General features: G+C 51.5%; 16 protein-coding genes. 8 read left to right on the forward strand and 8 right to left on the reverse strand.

Features of this window, described 5'->3' with window-relative positions:
• Positions 1-347: 347 nt before the first annotated feature.
• Both HGH92_RS14795 and HGH92_RS14800 read left to right on the forward strand, forming a co-directional pair.
• Complete coding sequence (locus HGH92_RS14795) at positions 348-1,355, forward strand: aldo/keto reductase (RefSeq protein WP_317166414.1); 1,008 nt, start codon at positions 348-350, stop codon at positions 1,353-1,355.
• A 53-nt stretch (positions 1,356-1,408) separates the two neighbouring features.
• Complete coding sequence (locus HGH92_RS14800) at positions 1,409-2,113, forward strand: DJ-1/PfpI family protein (protein WP_168871587.1); 705 nt, start codon at positions 1,409-1,411, stop codon at positions 2,111-2,113.
• On the opposite strand, the gene HGH92_RS14805 is transcribed toward HGH92_RS14800, so the two are convergent.
• Both HGH92_RS14805 and HGH92_RS14810 read right to left on the reverse strand, forming a co-directional pair.
• Positions 2,061-3,065: a fatty acid desaturase family protein gene (locus tag HGH92_RS14805; RefSeq protein ID WP_247654943.1), complete on the reverse strand. Its 1,005-nt coding sequence runs from the start codon at positions 3,063-3,065 to the stop codon at positions 2,061-2,063. The two genes, HGH92_RS14800 and HGH92_RS14805, sit on opposite strands and share 53 nt — an antisense overlap.
• Before the next feature lie 60 nt (positions 3,066-3,125).
• Positions 3,126-3,989: a lysophospholipid acyltransferase family protein gene (locus HGH92_RS14810; protein WP_247654944.1), complete on the reverse strand. Its 864-nt coding sequence runs from the start codon at positions 3,987-3,989 to the stop codon at positions 3,126-3,128.
• A 173-nt stretch (positions 3,990-4,162) separates the two neighbouring features.
• Between HGH92_RS14810 and HGH92_RS14815 the strand changes: the two genes are divergently transcribed.
• The 5 genes from HGH92_RS14815 to HGH92_RS14835 all read left to right on the forward strand — a co-directional run bounded on the left by HGH92_RS14815 (position 4,163) and on the right by HGH92_RS14835 (position 11,418).
• Positions 4,163-4,996 (forward strand): N-acetylmuramoyl-L-alanine amidase, encoded by an 834-nt coding sequence (locus HGH92_RS14815; RefSeq protein WP_247654945.1) that lies wholly within the window; start codon positions 4,163-4,165, stop codon positions 4,994-4,996.
• Between the two features lie 191 nt (positions 4,997-5,187).
• Positions 5,188-5,574: a hypothetical protein gene (locus HGH92_RS14820; protein ID WP_168871590.1), complete on the forward strand. Its 387-nt coding sequence runs from the start codon at positions 5,188-5,190 to the stop codon at positions 5,572-5,574.
• Positions 5,575-6,029: 455 nt separating this feature from the next.
• Positions 6,030-9,212, forward strand: a complete 3,183-nt coding sequence (locus tag HGH92_RS14825) for a SusC/RagA family TonB-linked outer membrane protein (protein ID WP_168871591.1) — start codon at positions 6,030-6,032, stop codon at positions 9,210-9,212.
• A 14-nt stretch (positions 9,213-9,226) separates the two neighbouring features.
• Positions 9,227-10,657: a SusD/RagB family nutrient-binding outer membrane lipoprotein gene (locus tag HGH92_RS14830; RefSeq protein ID WP_211092649.1), complete on the forward strand. Its 1,431-nt coding sequence runs from the start codon at positions 9,227-9,229 to the stop codon at positions 10,655-10,657.
• Between the two features lie 134 nt (positions 10,658-10,791).
• Positions 10,792-11,418, forward strand: a complete 627-nt coding sequence (locus HGH92_RS14835) for a hypothetical protein (RefSeq protein WP_168871592.1) — start codon at positions 10,792-10,794, stop codon at positions 11,416-11,418.
• Here HGH92_RS14835 and HGH92_RS14840 read toward each other — a convergent pair.
• The 6 genes from HGH92_RS14840 to HGH92_RS14865 all read right to left on the reverse strand — a co-directional run bounded on the left by HGH92_RS14840 (position 11,415) and on the right by HGH92_RS14865 (position 17,157).
• A complete protein-coding gene (locus HGH92_RS14840) occupies positions 11,415-12,005 on the reverse strand; it encodes a lactate utilization protein C (protein ID WP_211092650.1) in 591 nt (196 codons plus the stop codon). The genes HGH92_RS14835 and HGH92_RS14840 overlap by 4 nt on opposite strands.
• On the reverse strand, positions 11,986-13,401 hold the full coding sequence (locus tag HGH92_RS14845) for a lactate utilization protein B (RefSeq protein WP_168871593.1): 1,416 nt from the start codon (positions 13,399-13,401) through the stop codon (positions 11,986-11,988). The genes HGH92_RS14840 and HGH92_RS14845 overlap by 20 nt, the downstream gene beginning before the upstream one ends.
• Positions 13,402-13,410: 9 nt before the next feature.
• Complete coding sequence (locus HGH92_RS14850) at positions 13,411-14,154, reverse strand: (Fe-S)-binding protein (RefSeq protein WP_168871594.1); 744 nt, start codon at positions 14,152-14,154, stop codon at positions 13,411-13,413.
• A 65-nt stretch (positions 14,155-14,219) separates the two neighbouring features.
• Entirely contained in the window at positions 14,220-15,005 is a 786-nt protein-coding gene (locus HGH92_RS14855; protein ID WP_168871595.1) for an SDR family oxidoreductase, read from the reverse strand.
• Between the two features lie 85 nt (positions 15,006-15,090).
• Positions 15,091-16,212, reverse strand: a complete 1,122-nt coding sequence (locus tag HGH92_RS14860) for an acyltransferase family protein (RefSeq protein ID WP_168871596.1) — start codon at positions 16,210-16,212, stop codon at positions 15,091-15,093.
• 114 nt (positions 16,213-16,326) lie between these two features.
• Complete coding sequence (locus HGH92_RS14865) at positions 16,327-17,157, reverse strand: YitT family protein (protein ID WP_168871597.1); 831 nt, start codon at positions 17,155-17,157, stop codon at positions 16,327-16,329.
• Positions 17,158-17,665: 508 nt separating this feature from the next.
• On the opposite strand from HGH92_RS14865, the gene HGH92_RS14870 reads away from it, so the two are divergent.
• Entirely contained in the window at positions 17,666-18,535 is an 870-nt protein-coding gene (locus HGH92_RS14870) for a hypothetical protein (RefSeq protein ID WP_168871598.1), read from the forward strand.
• The last annotated feature ends 139 nt before the right edge of the window (positions 18,536-18,674 follow it).

The raw sequence follows: 18,674 nt of genomic DNA on the forward strand, positions 1-18,674 counted from the left end.
AGATGGTCCGGTTTTCCGCCTCGCATGACAATTCCCAAAGCCACTAAAAGTGCCATATGAACCATGTGGGCAACTGCTATCAACAGCTTGTTCGCAGTACGATTGATTCAGCTTCAGGGACCGTCTTTTCAGACAGTCCCCTGCCAGACAATTCAGGTTGCACCGCAACCTTCATCATAAATAAAAAAATAAACAGGCTCTATTCATAAGCGAAACGGTGGAATTTAACCACGGACCGTTTGTCCAGGCGGTCCTGCTAAAGATTTTCAGATTAAGGACGGATTGAGAATGGTAAGATCAATATCAGCATAGGCCGCCTTTCCAGGCGGCCTTGTACTATACAACTGATGAGTCATGGGTTAAGCATGGGGCGTTTGTTTAAACTGCCCCGCTTTTTTAACTTCGTCTGGTATGCTTCTGCGGAAGCGATAGCCGGAAACCTGTTAAAACCCGCTTTTATGCAATATCATCAGTTAGGGAGGTCAGACCTGCACATCAGCGAAATCAGCTACGGCTGCATGTCGCTGGGCAGCGACGATGCAGACAACGCCCGCCTGGTACAACAGGCCATAGACGGAGGCATCAACTTTTTCGATACCGCCGACCTGTATGATCACGGGCGGAATGAAATCACCCTCGGGAAAGCGCTGGAGGGCAAAAGACAGGATGTTGTCATTGCCACCAAGGTGGGCAACCAATGGCGGCCGGACGGCAGCGGCTGGGACTGGAATCCACGCAGGGAGTATATCCTGTCCTGTGTGGAAGAGAGCCTGCGCCGGCTCAATACGGATTACATTGACCTGTACCAGTTGCACGGCGGCACCCTGGAAGACCCTGCGGACGAAACCATCTCGGCGTTTGAAACGCTGGTGCAGCAAGGAAAAATCCGTTATTATGGCATATCCTCCATACGCCCCAATGTGATCCGGACTTTTGTGGAACGGTCCAATATCGTGAGCGTAATGATGCAATACAGCCTGCTGGACCGCCGCCCGGAAGAAAGTTGTTTCCCGTTGCTGGAACAACACAACATCGGTGTGCTGGTAAGAGGCGCCGTGGCAAAAGGCCTGCTGGTTAATAAAGCGCCGGAGCCATACCTCAACTACGATGCTGCCGATGTGGCAAAGGCCGCTGCGGCGGCACAACGTTTGTCCGTTGCCGGCAGAGGGCCAGCGGCCACGGCGTTACGGTATGTGCTGCAACAACCGGCCGTCACGACGGCCGTAGTGGGCATGCGTACCGCTCAACAGGTACAGGATGCATTGGCTGCCGCCGGCGCGGTGCCGCTTACAGCAACGGAAATACAGCAACTGCAACAGGTATTGCCGGTCAACAGATATGAGCAGCACCGCTGATGCCCATCTAGCAGGATCATTTATTATATTGTAGATAATCAAAAGTCCTTCGTATGCAGAAACTCAAAATAGGCATGCTCCTGTTCCCGGACATGACCATATTGGACTTCACCGGCCCTTATGATGTATTTGTAAAAGCGCCCTGTTTTGAAGTGGTGCTGTTGGGAGAATCCACTGCTCCCGTGAAGGTGGAGGGTGGCCTGACGGTACAGGCTTCCGTGGCGCTGGCCGACAGTCCGCAGCTGGACATCCTGTTTGTCCCTGGTGGGAAAGGCATCAATCCTTTGCTGACTAACCGCACGGTGCTGGATTTTCTGCAGCGGCAGGCGGCGGGCGCAAAATATATTACCAGCGTCTGCACGGGCGCGCTGGTATTGGCGGCCGCAGGGCTGTTGCAGGGATATAAAGCCACTACGCACTGGCGTTCGCTGGAGCTGTTGCGTATGCTCGGCGTGGATGTGGTGGAAGAGCGGGTGGTGAGAGACCGTAACCGTATCACCGGCGGCGGTGTAACGGCCGGTATTGATTTTGCGCTTACGCTTACTGCCATGATCGGCGGCGAAGAGCTGGCCCGTATTGTGCAGTTGCAGCTGGAATACAACCCGGCGCCGCCTTTCCGGGCGGGTTCTCCGCATACGGCGGGCACGCCGGTATTACAGGCTACCCGGGAACTAACGAAACTGATGCTGGAGACCAGAAGAGGTATTATCCGTGAATTGCTGCAGGCGCACGGAATGCCTGCTGCGCCTCAGTCCTGATAGCGCAAACTTCCCGCAGGCCAATCATGCGGCCCCTTTCCGGGTCCCACACTTTTAGCCGGAAGCAGGCACGTATATCGCGGAAGCGCAATGTGGTAACGGTGACCTGTTGCAGTTCAGGAAACGCCTCCATCACTTGTGGCAGACGGTAGAAAGGAATACGGGCGTTCAGGTGATGGATATGATGGTAACCGATATTGCCGGTAAACCACGCCATTAACGGGTGCATCTGCATGTAGCTGGAACTCAGCAGCGCTGCCTTGTCATAACACCAGTTGTCGTTGTCATTAAACACCACACCCGGGAAATTATGCTGTGCATAAAAGAGGTATGCACCGATGCCACAGGCTATGGTAAAAGGTATGAGTATAAAGAACAGCCAGCTTTGCCATCCCAGGAAATAAAACACTGCTATGCTGCCGGCGATGTGCAATACCATGGCCAGCAGGGAGTCCGCATGTTTGCGGGGGCTGCTGGTAAAGGACTGCCAGCACATACCGATCAGGAACATAAACAGGTAGCCTGCCGCAACAGTGGCAGGATGGCGGGTAAACAAATAACTTCTCCGTTCGCCGCGGGACAGCTGCTCAAAGCGCTGGCGCGTTACGATCGGGTAGGAGCCTATGCTGGCGCTGAAAAGCTTTGAATTGTGTTTATGGTGGTAATCGTGCGACCGTTTCCAGATGCTGGTGGGCGCCAGCACATAAATGCCAAACAAAGTCATGATCACATTCGCTATGCGGGAATTATGCAGGATGGCATGATGCTGGTGGTCGTGATAGATGACGAACATCCGTACAATTAAAAGACCGGAAAGCACGCTGCCGGCTATACGGAAGGGCAGTGGCAGCAAAAGAGTGCTGGCAAGGGCCAGCCCTAACAAACATAAAGTGGTAAACAGGTACAGCCAGCTCTTGGCTCTTTCCTCACATGCATATGGCTTGGTAGCCAAAATCAAATCTTTGCCTTGCAGCATAATGGTGGGTCGATTTCGTAAAAAATACAGTTGTCTTTATTGTTGAACAGTTGGTCGCTTGTGTTTCCACCGTTTGTGGGACCATAGCCAGGTGGAAGGTTGCGTAATGATATCTGTTTCCAGCTGGCGTGTATGCAACGCAGTTATCTCGCCTTCTTTTTCTGTAGAAGGGGAGGCCGTAAGCATATGGGCGGATACGGTATAGTAGCCTCTTTTGTCCCGTTGTACGCTGACGTATACTACCGGGTAGTTTAATTTCTGGGCAATTTTTTCTGTTCCTTTGAACACAGGCGTATCCTGGTGGAGGAAGGTCATCCAGTGCGCTGTCTGGGGCTGTGGCGCCTGGTCAGCGATGAAGGCTGTGGCGCTCACATGGTCGCGGTTTTTTACCATGTCCCGGAAGGTGTCCTGCATGGCAATGAGTTTGGTGCCGAAGCGGGTGCGCATTTTATACATCAGGCCATTAAAATGTTTGTTGGCCAGTGGGTGATAGATCACATACAGTTGTTGCCGGCACAGGATGCTGAAGGTATTGCCGGCCCATTCCCAGTTGCCTTTATGCCCCATTACCAGCACCACGCTCTGTTTGTCCGCTGCCAGCTGTTCAAAGAGGGCAATCGTCTCATCGGTGAAACGGCAGTGCTGTACCATCGCTTTTTTGCTGATAGTCAACGTTTTGAACGTTTCAAGAAAAAGATCACAGAGGTAGTGGTAGAAATCACTGCATATCTTTTTAAGCTCGGCTTCGTTTTTGTCAGGAAAAGAATTGCGGAGATTCTGCATTACCACTTTTTTCCGGTAGCCCAGCAGCCGGTACAGCAGCAGGTACAGCAGGTCGCTGACGAAATACAGCATCCGGAAAGGCAGCAATGAAACAAAGTAAATTACTGGCAGTAACAAGTAATAGGCAATAACAGTCAAGTCAGCGTAGGTTTTGTTGCTCTGATGAGCATTATGAAAAATGTAAATATATAGGAAAGACGGAACTTTTCACAATATAGCCTTAAAAACACGGCATTGTTATGTTTTATTATCTTTATCCAGGCATCTTTTATAAACTTTAACATATACAGATGAACACTATCCGACACCTGACAAGATGGGCCTGTATGGCTGCGGTTATTGGCTTGTGCAGCTACTGCGCGCGTTCTCCGTATGCGGCCACCAATAAAATATACCGGCAGAAAGCCAAAGGGTACGCGCATGTGATACGCGAACAGCCCGGCGCCCTGCCCGGCGAAAACGGCATCAGGCCTGCATGGTGGGCTGGCACCACCAATTACAATCTCCGCAAACCGAATATGGTCATTATCCATCATACTGCGCAAAATTCATGTGAACAAACACTGAAAACCTTCACCCTGGAGCGGACGCAGGTAAGTGCCCACTACGTGGTATGCCGTGATGGTACCATTCACCATATGCTGAATGATTACCTCCGCGCCTGGCATGGCGGCGCTTCCCGTTGGGGAAATATTACCGATATCAATTCCGGTTCCATCGGTATCGAGCTTGACAACAACGGCGCAGAACCCTTTTCTTCCGCACAGATCAATAGCCTGATCATCCTGCTGGACACGCTGCAGCATCGTTACAATATCCCCGCTGCCAACTTTGTGGGCCACGGAGACATTGCCCCCGGCCGTAAAGTAGACCCCAGCGCGTATTTCCCCTGGCAACAGCTGGCGGCAAAAGGTTTCGGCCTCTGGTACGATGACACTGCCCGGATAACGGTTCCTCCCGCATTCGATAAATGGCAGGCCCTTCGTATCATCGGCTACGACCTGAAAGATACCACCGCGGCCATGCAAGCCTTTAAACGGCACTTTATGCCGCAGGACACCGTTCTCCCCTCACCAGACACCGACAACAAAGTGCTGTACAGCGTGATGAAAAAATACCAGTAGCCGGGCCTTTGGAGCAATGACACTTCAGGGGCCGGTTACCCCTACGCCTATACTTTATTTATTTTGTGGAGTGCGATAAATGAAGTATTTTAATAATGAGTTAGATCGAACCTGTAACCAAAATCTGAGACCCAAACATCACAACGGCATTGCTATTACCTATTTCCTTGTTATCATAATTTTCTCTTGCCATGAAACGCACACTCCAATTCCACCTGTTGCTGTTGCCAGCTGCCCTGTTATTAATGGCTGCCGGCCAACGGCCCGCTTCTGCAAAAATCCATTACCAACCGGTGTCCGACACCACCTGCCTGGTAAAAAATGAAACTTCCTTCGATTTCGCTGACAACCTGCGCAAAAAAATCAATGCGCTCATTGAAGACAGAGTAGCCGGCGGTATTGAAGAAAAAGGCATTGTTACCTGGGAAAACTCACCAGATGCCCCCGAATACTACCAGATCGTACTGCGTAAAAACAAAATCACTATCAGATACAAGGGCACCATCTGTCAGGATAAACTTATTGCTGCCAACCTCGATACCTGTAAGATCGAGCTGAAAAAATTACTGAACCCGTAACATCATCACAGGGACGGCCCTTTTGACCGTCCCTGTTGCCTTTGAGCTGATCGTCCCCGGGCTTGTGCCCGGGGATTCCTCCTGCTTATTCCCCGTCATTATCTCCCATAACCATTAATTATAGTGATGCCCTGCCCGGCCGTCACCCTATATATTGATCTATTGATCAACCGTTTATATGCTGATGATAGATGATCAGAAGCAGAAAAATCAGTAATAATCAAATAAATTAGATTTATGTTTAGTCTATCGGTTTTGTAGATTAATAAATCTTGATTACTTTTGCGCGAGATATCTGGTCATGTGCACGCGATTGTCATTCCTGACGGTTGTACAGCCATGATCACACCAACGATCGTACACCAACTGCAAAGACCAAAACCAAATCGGTAGTAAACGGAAGAACCATAGTTGTCCGCCAACGACCAAAACTATTTTTAAATCACCAGTTACGAATGAAGTACGTACAAAGGCTGCTCGGCCTGTTGCCCGCATTATTGTGGCTACAGCAGAGCTTTGCCCAGGAAATCAGGGTAAGCGGGGTAGTCACCTCCCGCAACGATGCACAGCGTGTACCCGGTGCTGTTATACGGGTAAAAGGCGCTTCCCGCGGCACACAAGCGGATGCTGATGGTAAGTATACGATCAATGCCAACGCTACCGATACTTTACAGGTGTCCTTTATCGGTTTCCAGACAGCCCTGGTGCCGGTAGGCAACAATCGCGTGGTGAATATCGCGCTGGAAACATCTGACAGCAAACTACAGGAAGTGGTGGTGACCGCGCTGGGCATCTCCAAAGAGAAAAAATCACTGGGATATGCGGTGCAGGAACTGAAATCAAAGGATATAGCCGAAGCAAGGGAAACGAACCTCGTCAATGCGCTGTCAGGAAAAATTGCCGGCGTACAGGTAACCAACAGCCAGGGCAGCCTCGGGTCTTCCCGTATCGTGATCCGCGGCGAAACCTCTATCGCAGGGAATAACCAGCCACTATTTATCCTGGACGGTATCCCGGTAGACAACAGCCAGCTGGGCGTTGGCACGGGCCGTGACTTCGCGAACGCCATCTCCGATGTGAACCCCGATGATATCGCTTCCATCAGCGTGCTGAAAGGCCCCAATGCGGCGGCATTGTACGGCTCCCGCGCATCTAACGGCGTAATCCTCATCAAAACAAAAACAGGCAAGGACGTGAAAGGCGGCTTAGGCGTCACCGTCAATTCCAACGCCACATTCGACAAAGTGCTGATCCTGCCTGACTTCCAGAACGTGTACGGTCAGGGCGCCGGTGGACAGTTCTCCTATAAAGATGGTAAAGGCGGTGGCCTTAACGACGGTACAGACGAAAGCTGGGGCCCTAAAATGGACGGCCGTCTTATCCCGCAGTTCTTCTCCAATGGCGAAGCCGTGCCGTTTGTGCCACATCCCAACAACGTAAAGGATTTCTACGAGACCGGCTATACGCTTAACAACGGTCTGGCTGTAGGTGGCAGCTCTGAAAAAATAGACTACCGTTTTTCTTATAATAACACCAAACAGGGAGGTATTCTGCCTAACACGGGCATCACCCGCAATACCTTCACGGCCAGCAACACCTTCCGCATTGCGCCCAAACTCACGCTTAATACCTACGCCAATTATATCCGCAGCAGCGCAGACAACCTGCCCGGCGTAGACGGCAGAAGAGGCAACAGCGTTACCTTACAGTTTATCTGGTTTGGCCGCCAGGTGGACGTGGCCAGGCTCAGGGACTATAAAAACCCCGATGGCACCGACTACAACTGGAACCACAGCTACTATAGCAATCCTTACTGGATACAAAATGAAAATACTGTCAGCCAGCTGCGTAACCGCTTCTTCGGAAACGCCCGCCTGTCATACGAAATCACCGACTGGCTGACCGCTAACTTCCGCATCGGTACTGACTACTATCAGGACAGAAGAAAATACAAAATCGCTTACTATACCAACGGCACTCCTTTTGGCTCTTATACAGAAGATGCCTACATGGTAAATGAAACCAACGGAGAGTTTACCCTCAACGCCAAAAAGCAACTGAGCCATGACTTCAACCTGGACGTGCTCGCAGGTGGTAACATCCGTAACAACCGGTTTGAACAAAACTATCAGCAGGCGCCGAAACTGGCGGTGAAGGACGTGTATACGCTCAACAACTCCCGTGATCCGCTGATCTCTACCAGCTCGTTCACCAGGCAGCGGGTATACAGCACCTTCGGTTCTGCACAGCTCGGGTTCCGCAACTACGCCTTCCTGAACGTGACAGCCCGTAACGACTGGTCGTCCACGCTCCCGGTAGAAAACAACTCTTATTTCTATCCTTCCGTGAATGGAAGCCTTGTGCTCTCCGACGCGCTGAACATTAAAAGCAAAGCCCTGACACTGCTTAAAATCCGCGGCGGCTGGGCACAGGTAGGTAAAGACACAGATCCCTATCAACTGATCAACACCTACCCGTTCAATCAGCCATTCGGACAATATCCGTTGCTGACCGTATCGGATAAGTTCCTCGCCAGAAACCTGAAACCGGAAATTACCAGCTCTACAGAACTGGGACTGGAAGCGGGTTTTATCGATAACCGCATTCGCCTCGATCTCACCTGGTACCAGTCCAACAGCCGCAACCAGATCCTGCTGGCAGACGTGAGCCCCACTACCGGCTACCTGAAAAAACTGATGAACGCCGGTGAGATCAGTAACAAAGGCGTGGAAGTAATGCTGGGTGTAACGCCGGTGTCTACACGCTCCGGTTTCCGTTGGGACGTTAACGTTAACTACGCCCGTAACGTGAGCAAAGTAGTGGAACTGGACAAGGAAGGTTTCCTGAACAACTACGTACTGGGCAGCAGTGGCAATATGCAGGTGCTGGCCAGCAAAGGACAACGTTATGGCGCACTGTATGGTGCAGCGTACCAGCGTGACGCACAAAACAGGATCATCGTTAATGCTGACGGTACGCCGGCCATCGACCCCAATAAAAAGATACTGGGCTATTACACGCCCAAATGGACAGGTGGTATTTACAATACTTTCACCTTTAAAGGTTTCAGCCTCGGTTTCCTGATAGACACCAAACAGGGCGGCTCTATCTATTCCGGCACCAACTATACCGGTAACTATACCGGTGTACTGGCCACCACATTGCCAGGCCGTGATGAAGAACACGGTGGTTTGCCTTACTACCGCAGCGGCCAACAGAATATCCAGCTGCCGTCACATTCCGCTACCGCTCCCAATGGCGCCGAAGTACACCATGATGGTATCATCTTCGACGGTTATACGGCGGATGGTAAAAAGAATAACGTCATCCTGGGCGCAGAGGATTATTACAAAGCCGTATACAACAGCAGCCTGAATGAAAGCTCCGTTTTTGACGCTTCTTTTATCAAGCTGCGTGAAATCAAGCTGGGTTATACGTTGCCCAAAACACTGACTGACCGCTGGAAGCTGCAGTCCGTGAATATTGCGCTGGTGGCCAGAAACCTGGGTTATCTGCAGAAACATGTTCCCAATATTGACCCGGAAACCGCTTTCAATACCGGCAACGGTCAGGGCCTGGAGACACTGCAAATACCTACCACCCGCAGCATTGGCGTTAACCTGAATGTTTCATTTTAATTACGCACCGGATTATGAAAAAATTGTTGATACCAACTTACCTGTTGTTCGCTATTGTGCTGCTGGCTTCCTGCCGCAAAGACCTGGAGCGGATCAACAAGAACCCGAACGAACCTGTCACCGTACAGCCGGATTACCTGCTGAGCAACGGCATCAAAGCCAATGTGGATACCTACTGGGGACCTGATGCGGCCATGGACGGAACGCTGTTGTATGTACAGTACTGGTCCAAAATACAATACACGGACGCCGACCGTTATATTGCCGGTGCTACCGGTACACAGAACGTGTGGAGCAATTTTTATGCACAGGGTATTGAAGACTTTACCACGCTGGCACAGCTGGGCGATAGTCTGCATAACCCCAATTATAAAGCCGTGGCCGTGATCATGCGCTCCTGGATTTTCCAGCAGCTAACTGATCTCTATGGTGATGTGCCTTACAAACAGGCTGGCCAGATCGCTCAGTACCTGACACCGGTATACGACAGCCAGAAAGATGTGTACACCGGTTTGCTGGACGAGCTGAAACAAGCTGCGGCCACCATCACGCCCGGCAGCAACAATATCGATGGCGACATCCTCCTGGGCGGTGATGTTACCCGCTGGAAGCAGTTTGCCAACGGCCTGCGCATACGTATCGCTTTACGTATAGCCGACCGCGAACCGACAATCGCCAAAACGGTATTTGACGAGGTGACTGCCGGCGGTGCCGGCGCGTTGTTGCCCAAAGACGCTGTGGTGAAACTCAACTACCTCGCATCGCCCAACCAGAACCCGGTAGGCCGCAACCGCGAAACCCGCAATGACTACCGTATCAGCAAATCCATTGTGGATAAGTTGAAGGCTTTGAACGACCCACGGTTAAGCATATACGCTACCATGCCCAAAGATACCAATGTGATCATCGGCGTGACCAACGGTCTTCCCAGCGATTCCGCTGCCAGACTGGGATTCAGCAAAACATCCGATGCGGGTGCGGTGTTTACCGCCACCACGGCTCCAGCGGTTTTGTTCAGCTATGCCGAACAACTGTTTATCCTGGCAGAAGCAGCGCAACGCGGCCTGGTTGCCGGTGACCCGCTCACGCTGTATAATCAGGCTATCGCCGCTTCCTTTGTGCAATACGGTCTCTCTGAAGCCGCTGCTGCTGTTTATGCGGTACAACCAGGCGTAGCTTATGACGCGCTGAACTTTAAGAAAAGTATCGGTGAACAGAAATGGCTGGCACTCTTTGGTCAGGGCATCGAAGGCTTCACCGAATGGAGAAGGCTGGACTATCCCCAGCTGAAGGCTGCCTATGCCGGCGCGCTGGGCGGCAGTATGCCGGTAAGATTTAAATATCCCTCCAGTGAACAGGCGCTCAACGGCACCAATTACAAGGCGGCCGTTGCCAGACAAGGCGCAGACCTGCTGACCACCAAACTGTGGTTTGATAAGTACTAGTTTTTAGCTGTTGATAAATTGAAAGCCGGCGTGAGGATTCATGCCGGCTTTTTTATAATTTCAAACATACATTTAAAAAATTAACATATAATAAATAAAGTTTTTAATTTAGCGGCATCAACAACTGACCGGGAATGCATAGAGTATTTTTATCCTTATTGATTGTATGTGCCACTGCTTGCCATAATAATACTGCCGATGATGAACCCACTGCTGTGCCGGCTCCCTCTGAACTGGCCATCACCTCTCTGGAAAAAGTGGAAGACGAAGACTCGGTCCTGGAAGCCCATGAGGACATTGACTGGAAAGAGATAGAAGTCTTTCAGTTTTCGAAAGCGTTGATAGACAACAAAGTGCCGCTGCACACCACCTTGCCGCGCTTCACGGCGGCGCTGGGAGAAGCGGACAGCCTGGTGGAGCCCAACTGGGAATATCTCTGCGGCACCCAGTTTGAAGACAATTTCCAATACTTCTATAAAGACGGCTCCCGTTTTGAATTATACAAAGACACGCTTTACTGCAGTGAATACAAGCTCACCCCAGGGCATACGGTCGTGCATGCAGGTGTTACTTTCAGCAGTAACACCACATGGGCAGATGTGAAAAAACATTTTCCGAGGGCAGTACAACAGGCGGAAAATGGTGGCTACACAGATATGATCACCCTGCGGGACGCGGATGTGGAAGACAACGACAGCAGTGTACGTTTTTATTTTGAGAACGGGAAACTGGTTCGTATTGTCTATTTTGTTCCCTGTTAAGCTAACAGGTAGATATTCAGGCTTCTGGCTCCCTGTGCGCCGTGTACCAGTACCGCGCCGATGTCTGCGGTAGCGGAAGGCCCCATCATAAAACAGCCGTAGGCCGTATCTTCCAGGTGTATGCGCAGGTAAGCGTCATACATATCTCCTACAATGGCCTGCGGCGACAGCAGGATGACCAGGTGCTGCGACAGAAACCCCAATGCATTCACCACCAGGTCTTCTTCGGTGAGCCACACCATACCGTTTTCCGCTACGCCAAAACGGGCGCGGATAACACCTACGTCTACATCGGCAAGGTCATGCGGATTATTAACAGCATGAATGTCCCGGTTACCGGTTATTTCAGGCGTCGCGGAACAGATGACTTTTGCCTGCGCATACTGTGACGCCAGCAAAGCCTGGGCTGCTGCGGCATCAGCAGGCCGGAACACTTCGCCGCCGGCATCTTTTACGCGGTTTTCAAAAGCGGCCAATAAATCGGTTTTCATACGGGGGAAATCCGGTGTTTCCGGATAGGCGGTCTTGTTGGCAGGCATCTGGCGCTCTACTGCTGCCAGTACCTGATTACGGGCGTTGTTCTCCATGTTCATTGTTTTTAGCTCGGTATTGTAAATACCATTCCCGGAATGTTTGTCCGGCGAAATGGGGTAACTCACGGTGACGTCCCCACGGATTTAAAACCCTGTTGTACAGCAGGAAGTCCGGCGTGAAGCGGATAGCCCCGCTGGCCATGGTTTCGGCGCTGCGGAAAAGCTGTGGATGCTCGAAGATCTTACCTGCAGCGCCGAAGGCCAGCCGGCGCGATACAGGCAGGTATTTCTTCGCTGCCATCACTTTCCGCCATTGCAGGATCTGGTCGCTGATGTTGATCTTCACCGGGCATACTGCTGTGCAGGAGCCACATAACGAGGAATGGTAAGGAAGTTCGCTGTACCTGGATTCATCAAAAGTAGGGTCGAGGATAATGCCGATAGGGCCGGAATAGGTGGCGCCATATGCCAGGCCGCCGCTGCGGCGGTAAACAGGGCAGGTGTTCATACAGGCGCCGCAACGGATACATTTCAGGGAGGTCCAGAAATCGGGCATGCCCAGCCGCTTACTGCGACCGTTGTCGGTGAGGATGATATGCAGCTCACCGCCTTTACGCGGACCGCTGAAATGAGAGGTGTATTGGGTGGCCAGCGTCCCCAGTGCGCTGCGGGACAAGAGGCGGATAAAAATGCCCAGGTCTTTTACTTTGGGCAACAGTTTCTCTATGCCGATACTGGCGATATGCACCGGCGGAACGGCCGCGCCGATGTCGGCATTGCCTTCATTGGTACATACCACGAAGCTGCCGGTTTCGGCAATCGCGAAATTGGCGCCTGTCATGCCCGCACCGGCTTCCAGGAAGCGCCTGCGCGCATTGTCGCGCATGGCTTCTGTGAGGTAGTGCGGGTCTGTGTTACGCGGGTCAGTGCCGATAGTACGGGCAAACAGCTGTGCCACATCTTCCGCCGTTTTGTGAATGGCGGGCATCACAATATGGCTGGGCGGCTGATCGTCCAGCTGCTGTATCCTTTCCCCCAGATCGGATTCGGTAACGGTAATGCCGCGGTTTTCCAGGAAAGCGGTCATGCCGCATTCTTCCTGCAGCATGGATTTGCTTTTGATGACGGCGCTAATGTTCTTTTCCTGCAGGATATTCCACACATGCTGGTTGTGCTCTGCTGCGTCCCTGGCCCAGTATACTTTAGCGCCACGTTTGATGGCATTGGATTCAAATTCCAGGAGATAGTCGTACAGATGGGTGAGGGTATGCTCCTTGATCTGTGAAGCCAGCTCGCGAAGGGTTTCCCACTCGGGTACTTCACGCGCGGCAGCATCTCTTTTCATACGGGCGGCCCACAGGTTTTTGTCGTGCATCGGTTCATGCACGTCGTCCTGTGCCAGAAAGGCGGCGGCGTGGGCGGCAACATCTACTTTTTTATCGTCTCCCATAAAAAAATATTAAAAAGGACCTCCGTTCAGTACCTGTGCCACATGCAGGAATTTCAGGTGGATGCCTGCTTTCCGGGCGATCCCCTGCTGATGCATGAGGCATGACATATCGGGTGAAACAACAAACTCGGCATCGTGCCGCATATAATCGTGTACTTTGTCAATGCCCATACTGGCGCTCACGGCTTCATCGGTCACGCAGAAGGTGCCGCCAAAACCGCAGCATTCGTCCGGCCTGTCCATCGGCACCAGTTCCAGGCCTTCTACCATCTGTAACAATCTGGCTGTCTTATTGAAGGGAGTGCCCATCGTTTCGGATGGCAGGGCTATGCCCAGCCCGCGGATGGAGCTGCAACTATTGTGCAAACCCACCTTATAGCGAAAATAGGCCCAGGGAAAGGCTGCTGCTTTGACGATATCGTGGAGAAATTCCACCAGTTCGTAGGTCCGTTCCCGTACGTGCAACACTTCGGGGCTTTGTGGAATAGCGTCAAGATGAAGTTTTACGTGTTTCACGCAACTGCCTGCCGGCCCTACGATATAGTCAAATTCCCTGAAGTTGTCCACAAACAATTGTTCGGCGGCAGCGGAGTGTTGCTGGTCGCCTTCGTTGGCCATCGGCTGGCCGCAGCAGGTCTGGTTCAACGGATATACGACTTCCAGTCCGAAGCGCTCCAGCAGCTCCAGCGTGGCAATACCTGCTTCGGGGTAAATAGCGTCAATGTAACAAGGAATAAACAAGCCAACTCTCATACAGGACTATTTGCAGATGTACTAATGCATAACAGCAAAGTCAGGGTATTGGTTGACCATAAAAATTAAGATACCGGTGTTCTGCCGCCATCTACCGCGATGCTGGTACCGGTGACGTAGGACGCGGCGGGGGAGGCCAGAAAAGCGGCCATGGCGGCTATTTCATGTGCTTCGCCAAACCGTTTCATGGGTATCTCGTTCCGCCATTCTTCTGCTACGACGTCCGGTGATACGTTCCGTGCAGCGGCGGTGGCATTGAACAGTTTCTCCAGCCGGTCGGTGGCAGTGGAACCCGGCAGCACATTGTTGACCGTGATACCGTGCTGTGCCAGTTCATTGGCCAGTGTTTTAGCCCATGCCGCCACGGCCCAGCGGGTGGTATTGGACACGCCGAGGTTCTTTAACGGGGCTTTTACAGAGGTAGAGATAATGTTGATGATACGGCCATATCCTGCCTGTATCATACCCGGAACCAGCGCCTGTGCCAGTACCTGGTTGCAGAGCAGATGTTGTGAGAAAGCATCGGAAAATGCAGTGGTGGAAGCCTGTAAAACAGGACCGGCAGCCGGTCCGCCGCTGTTATTAACGAGGATGTGTACCGGGCCTTCCAGGGCTAAGTCAGCCGCCAGGTCGGTTATCTCGTCCAGATTAGTGAAGTCAGCTACAATATAACGGTGCGGCTGCCCGGCATCGGCAGCGAGTTGGGCAACGGCGGCTTTCAGCTTTTCTTCGTTGCGGGCAGTGAGGATGCAGGTGGCGCCCAGTGCGGCCAGCTCTATGGCGGTGGCCAGGCCGATGCCTTGTGAACTGCCGCATACCAGCGCGGTTTTACCTTGTAAGGATATATTCATTTGGTTATTTTTTTATTTGGATATTTAGCCTTTCAGTGGGTTTCTTTAAATGCCCAAATATCCAAATAAAAAATAACCAAATAGATTATACGCGGACGTAGATCTTCCTTTTATCGAGAATAAGCCCGACTGTCCAGCAGAGCAGCATAAACGCCAGTGAAAACAGGAGGGAGCCGAATTTACCGGGAGACAACGGTTGGAAGAGCTGGTCATTGATCCATTGATACAACGACTGGTCGCCCACCCGGAAGAAGTAAAACAGGATAGCGAGCACTTCGGACAACAGGTAAAGGAACAGCGGATTTTTACCGAAAACGGTGAAAAAGCCGGTGCCTTTGGTAAAGCCGGCCATGTCAATCAACTGTATTAAGAGCGATAACAATATCAGGTCGATGCCCACCGTGAGCAGGACGTAGGAGCTGGTCCACAGTTTTTTATTGATCGGGAAGACAGTGTTCCAGGCATAGGCGAGTATAATAAGACCTATGCCGGCGAGGGCCATCCGCAGCAGTCCCTGCTGTGTGCGCCCCTGCTGTTGCACAAAAAGGCCGGTGTAATACCCTGCCACCACGTTGACTACCGCCGGGAAGGTGCTGAGTATCCCTTCGGGGTCAAAGGCAAAGCCTTCTCCATGATAAAGATGGTTATCGCCCATGATCAGTTTGTCCAGCGTCAGGCCTGCATTGCCATGGATGCCGTACTGGTCGCCAGGTGTGCCGCAGAACCACAGGATGGCCCAGTAGCCGAAAAGGAACAGGGCACTGACGGTCCACACGCCTTTTTTAGGGAGATAATGTATCAGCAACGAGGCAATGCAATAACAGAGTGCAATACGTTGCAACACGCCGAGAATACGGGTGTGGCTGAACGGTTTGAAGGCCAGGCCTGCATCGGTGTGTTGTACAAAGGGAAACCAGTACATGAGGTATCCCAGCAGAAAAATAAGGAAGGTGCGTTTGAAGATTTTACCTAAAACAGCGGCGTTACCCAGCTGTTCGTATTTTCTCATGCTGAAGCTCATGGCGTTGCCGACGGCAAAAAGAAAGGAAGGAAATACCAGGTCGGTGGGCGTCCATCCATGCCAGGGGGCATGGTCCAGCGGCCAGTAGGTGCCTCCTGTGCCGCCGGTGTTTACAATGATCATGAAGCAAACAGTCATGCCGCGGAACACGTCCAGCGGTAAAAAGCGTTGGGAGCTTTGTGTCATTTTCCCCGGGTTATTTGGTTGATAAGATGGTAAGGAATGCGTTTGAGTGTCTACAATATAGACATCTCTTTTCCAAAATCCAAATACCCCGGAAAAATGAGCGACTGGAAAATTTTATTTGGAGAACCCTTTACCTAATACTTCATGTACTTCGTGGATCACTACAAAGGCTTCAGGATCAGCCTCCTGCACCACTTCTTTGAGGCGCATCAGCTCCTGTTTGCCGATGATGACATATAAAACTTCTTTCGGATCGCCGGTATAGGCGCCATGGCCATGCAGTACGGTCGCGCCGCGCAGCATCTCGCCGGTGATCTTTTTTGCAATCTGAGGGGTATGCTGGGAGATAATAGTGATCGCCCTTTTGGTATTGAGGCCGTCTACAATATAATCCACTGCCCGCGCGCCGATGTATACAGCGATAAAAGTATACATCGTTTTTTCCAGCCCGATGATAAAGGACGACGCTGCAATGACCATAATATCAAATATCAGCATGGCATTGCCGAGCGACCAGCCCAGGTATTTCTGGCACATCCGCGCTACGATGGCCGACCCGCCGGTGGTGCCGCCCGAAAGGAATACCAGGCCGATGCCAATGCCTACCAGCAAACCAGCGAAGATAGCGGCCAGTAAGGTATTGGAGGTAACAGGGGTGAGGGTGTTTTCTGTCAGGTACAGGAAAAGGGAACAGAAAATGATGCCCAGGATGGTGTATAACATCACCCGCCTGTCCAGCAGCCGGTAACCCGCAATGATCAGGAACACGTTGATGATCAGGTTAGTGATGCCGGGCGACCAGCCGAAGTAATAATAGGTAACGATGGTAATGCCGATAACCCCGCCTTCAGAAAGTTTATTGGGGATGGCCAGGTAGTTGATACCTACAGCAAATATCAGTGCGCCGGCGATCAGCAGCAGGATATTCTTCACATGTGATTTCATGGGGCAAAAATAAATGATTTATGTATGCAAAATATTCCTGTACCGGCTGCTGTCCCCGCAACTTAACACGAAAAAAATCTTAAAATTTATTTGGAATTATTAAAACTCGATGTATATTTGTCTACCAATTCAGTAGACTAATAGTTTACGATCATACAAAGGGAGGACAAGGCAATACTCCCGGCATCCTTTGAGCCACCAGCAAAGAGCAGCCGCCATTAATTGACAATTGTGTAAAACAATACACTATGAATCGGCATACTCAGGACCGTGGACTACGTTCCCACACGTTGTATATATCAAAGGTGAATCATACCTGTTTCCATCACAAGATAGTGCTGCAAAGTTGTTGTGGCTGTTGACCGATCATCTCGCGTTCTGTAAGCTGTAAATAGAATGCCTGGTCAGGCCTGCGGGGATGGTATGCTGCAAATTTATTGGTGGTAAATTTTTCAGTATCATACCTACCCGCGCCTCCTGGCATATTACCCATCCAAAATCACTTGCTATGAAAACGTTCGGATACATCCTCCTGGCGGCTGCGTGGACAATTACTTTACCAGCCAGCGCGCAACAGGCTTCAGATACTATAACAGTAACGGGTACACGTTTTACATTTCCTCTGGTGCAGGAATGGATAGATCAGTTCCGTCAAACACACCCCGGTACCGTATTCCGGCTGGTATCGCCCAGAGACCCTGCGGCGGCACAGGCAGCCATCCATTTTACCGCACAACGGATCAATCATAAAAATGAACAATTTCAATATACACCGGTAGCGCGTTATGCGCTGCTGCCAGTGGCCAATTCCCATAGCGGCTACGCTGCGAAACCCCTGACGGTAGACGCGCTGCGGACATTGTATTTCAAAAAGGAAGGAACAGATGCTGCACCGGAAAAAGCAGTGGTATATAACCGCCGCGAGAAATCCTGCGCCCCGGTTACCTTCGCCGCTTTCTACGGCGCCGCCTTTGAAGATATCAAAGGGAAACAGGTGCCGGGCGACGACCAGCAACTACTGAAAGCCGTACAGGAAGATCCCGCTGCGATATCCTTTAATAATCCGGGTTTCATCTATGACCTGCGCAACCGTAAACCGGTACACGATATCACCGTGATACCGCTCGACCTGAACGGGAACGGACAGCTCGAAAGCACGGAAGACTTCTACACCGATCTGGATATATTGATCAACCGGCTGGAAACAGCACCCCCGCCGGGTATTCCCATCGAGGAGGTGGTGCTGAGCTATGACCGCTCCCTGAACAAAGAGAAACCCGTGATACAAGCCTGGGTGCAATACATCCAGACCGCAGGGCAGGGCCAGTTACATCATTTCGGTTTCCTGGCCACCCACCCGGCAACCGCCAGCAGATAACAACGGAAGCTATATACTCCGGTAAAGAGGCGTTATCCCGAACAATACTGGTGGGTGTTGTAGGATGACCGCCTCACCAGCCGGAGATCATTACCTGACTTTATTTGTCCTATGAGAACGCCTGTTGCTCATCAGGGAA

Source organism: Chitinophaga varians (assembly GCF_012641275.1).
Classification (GTDB): Bacteria; Bacteroidota; Bacteroidia; order Chitinophagales; family Chitinophagaceae; genus Chitinophaga; species Chitinophaga varians_A.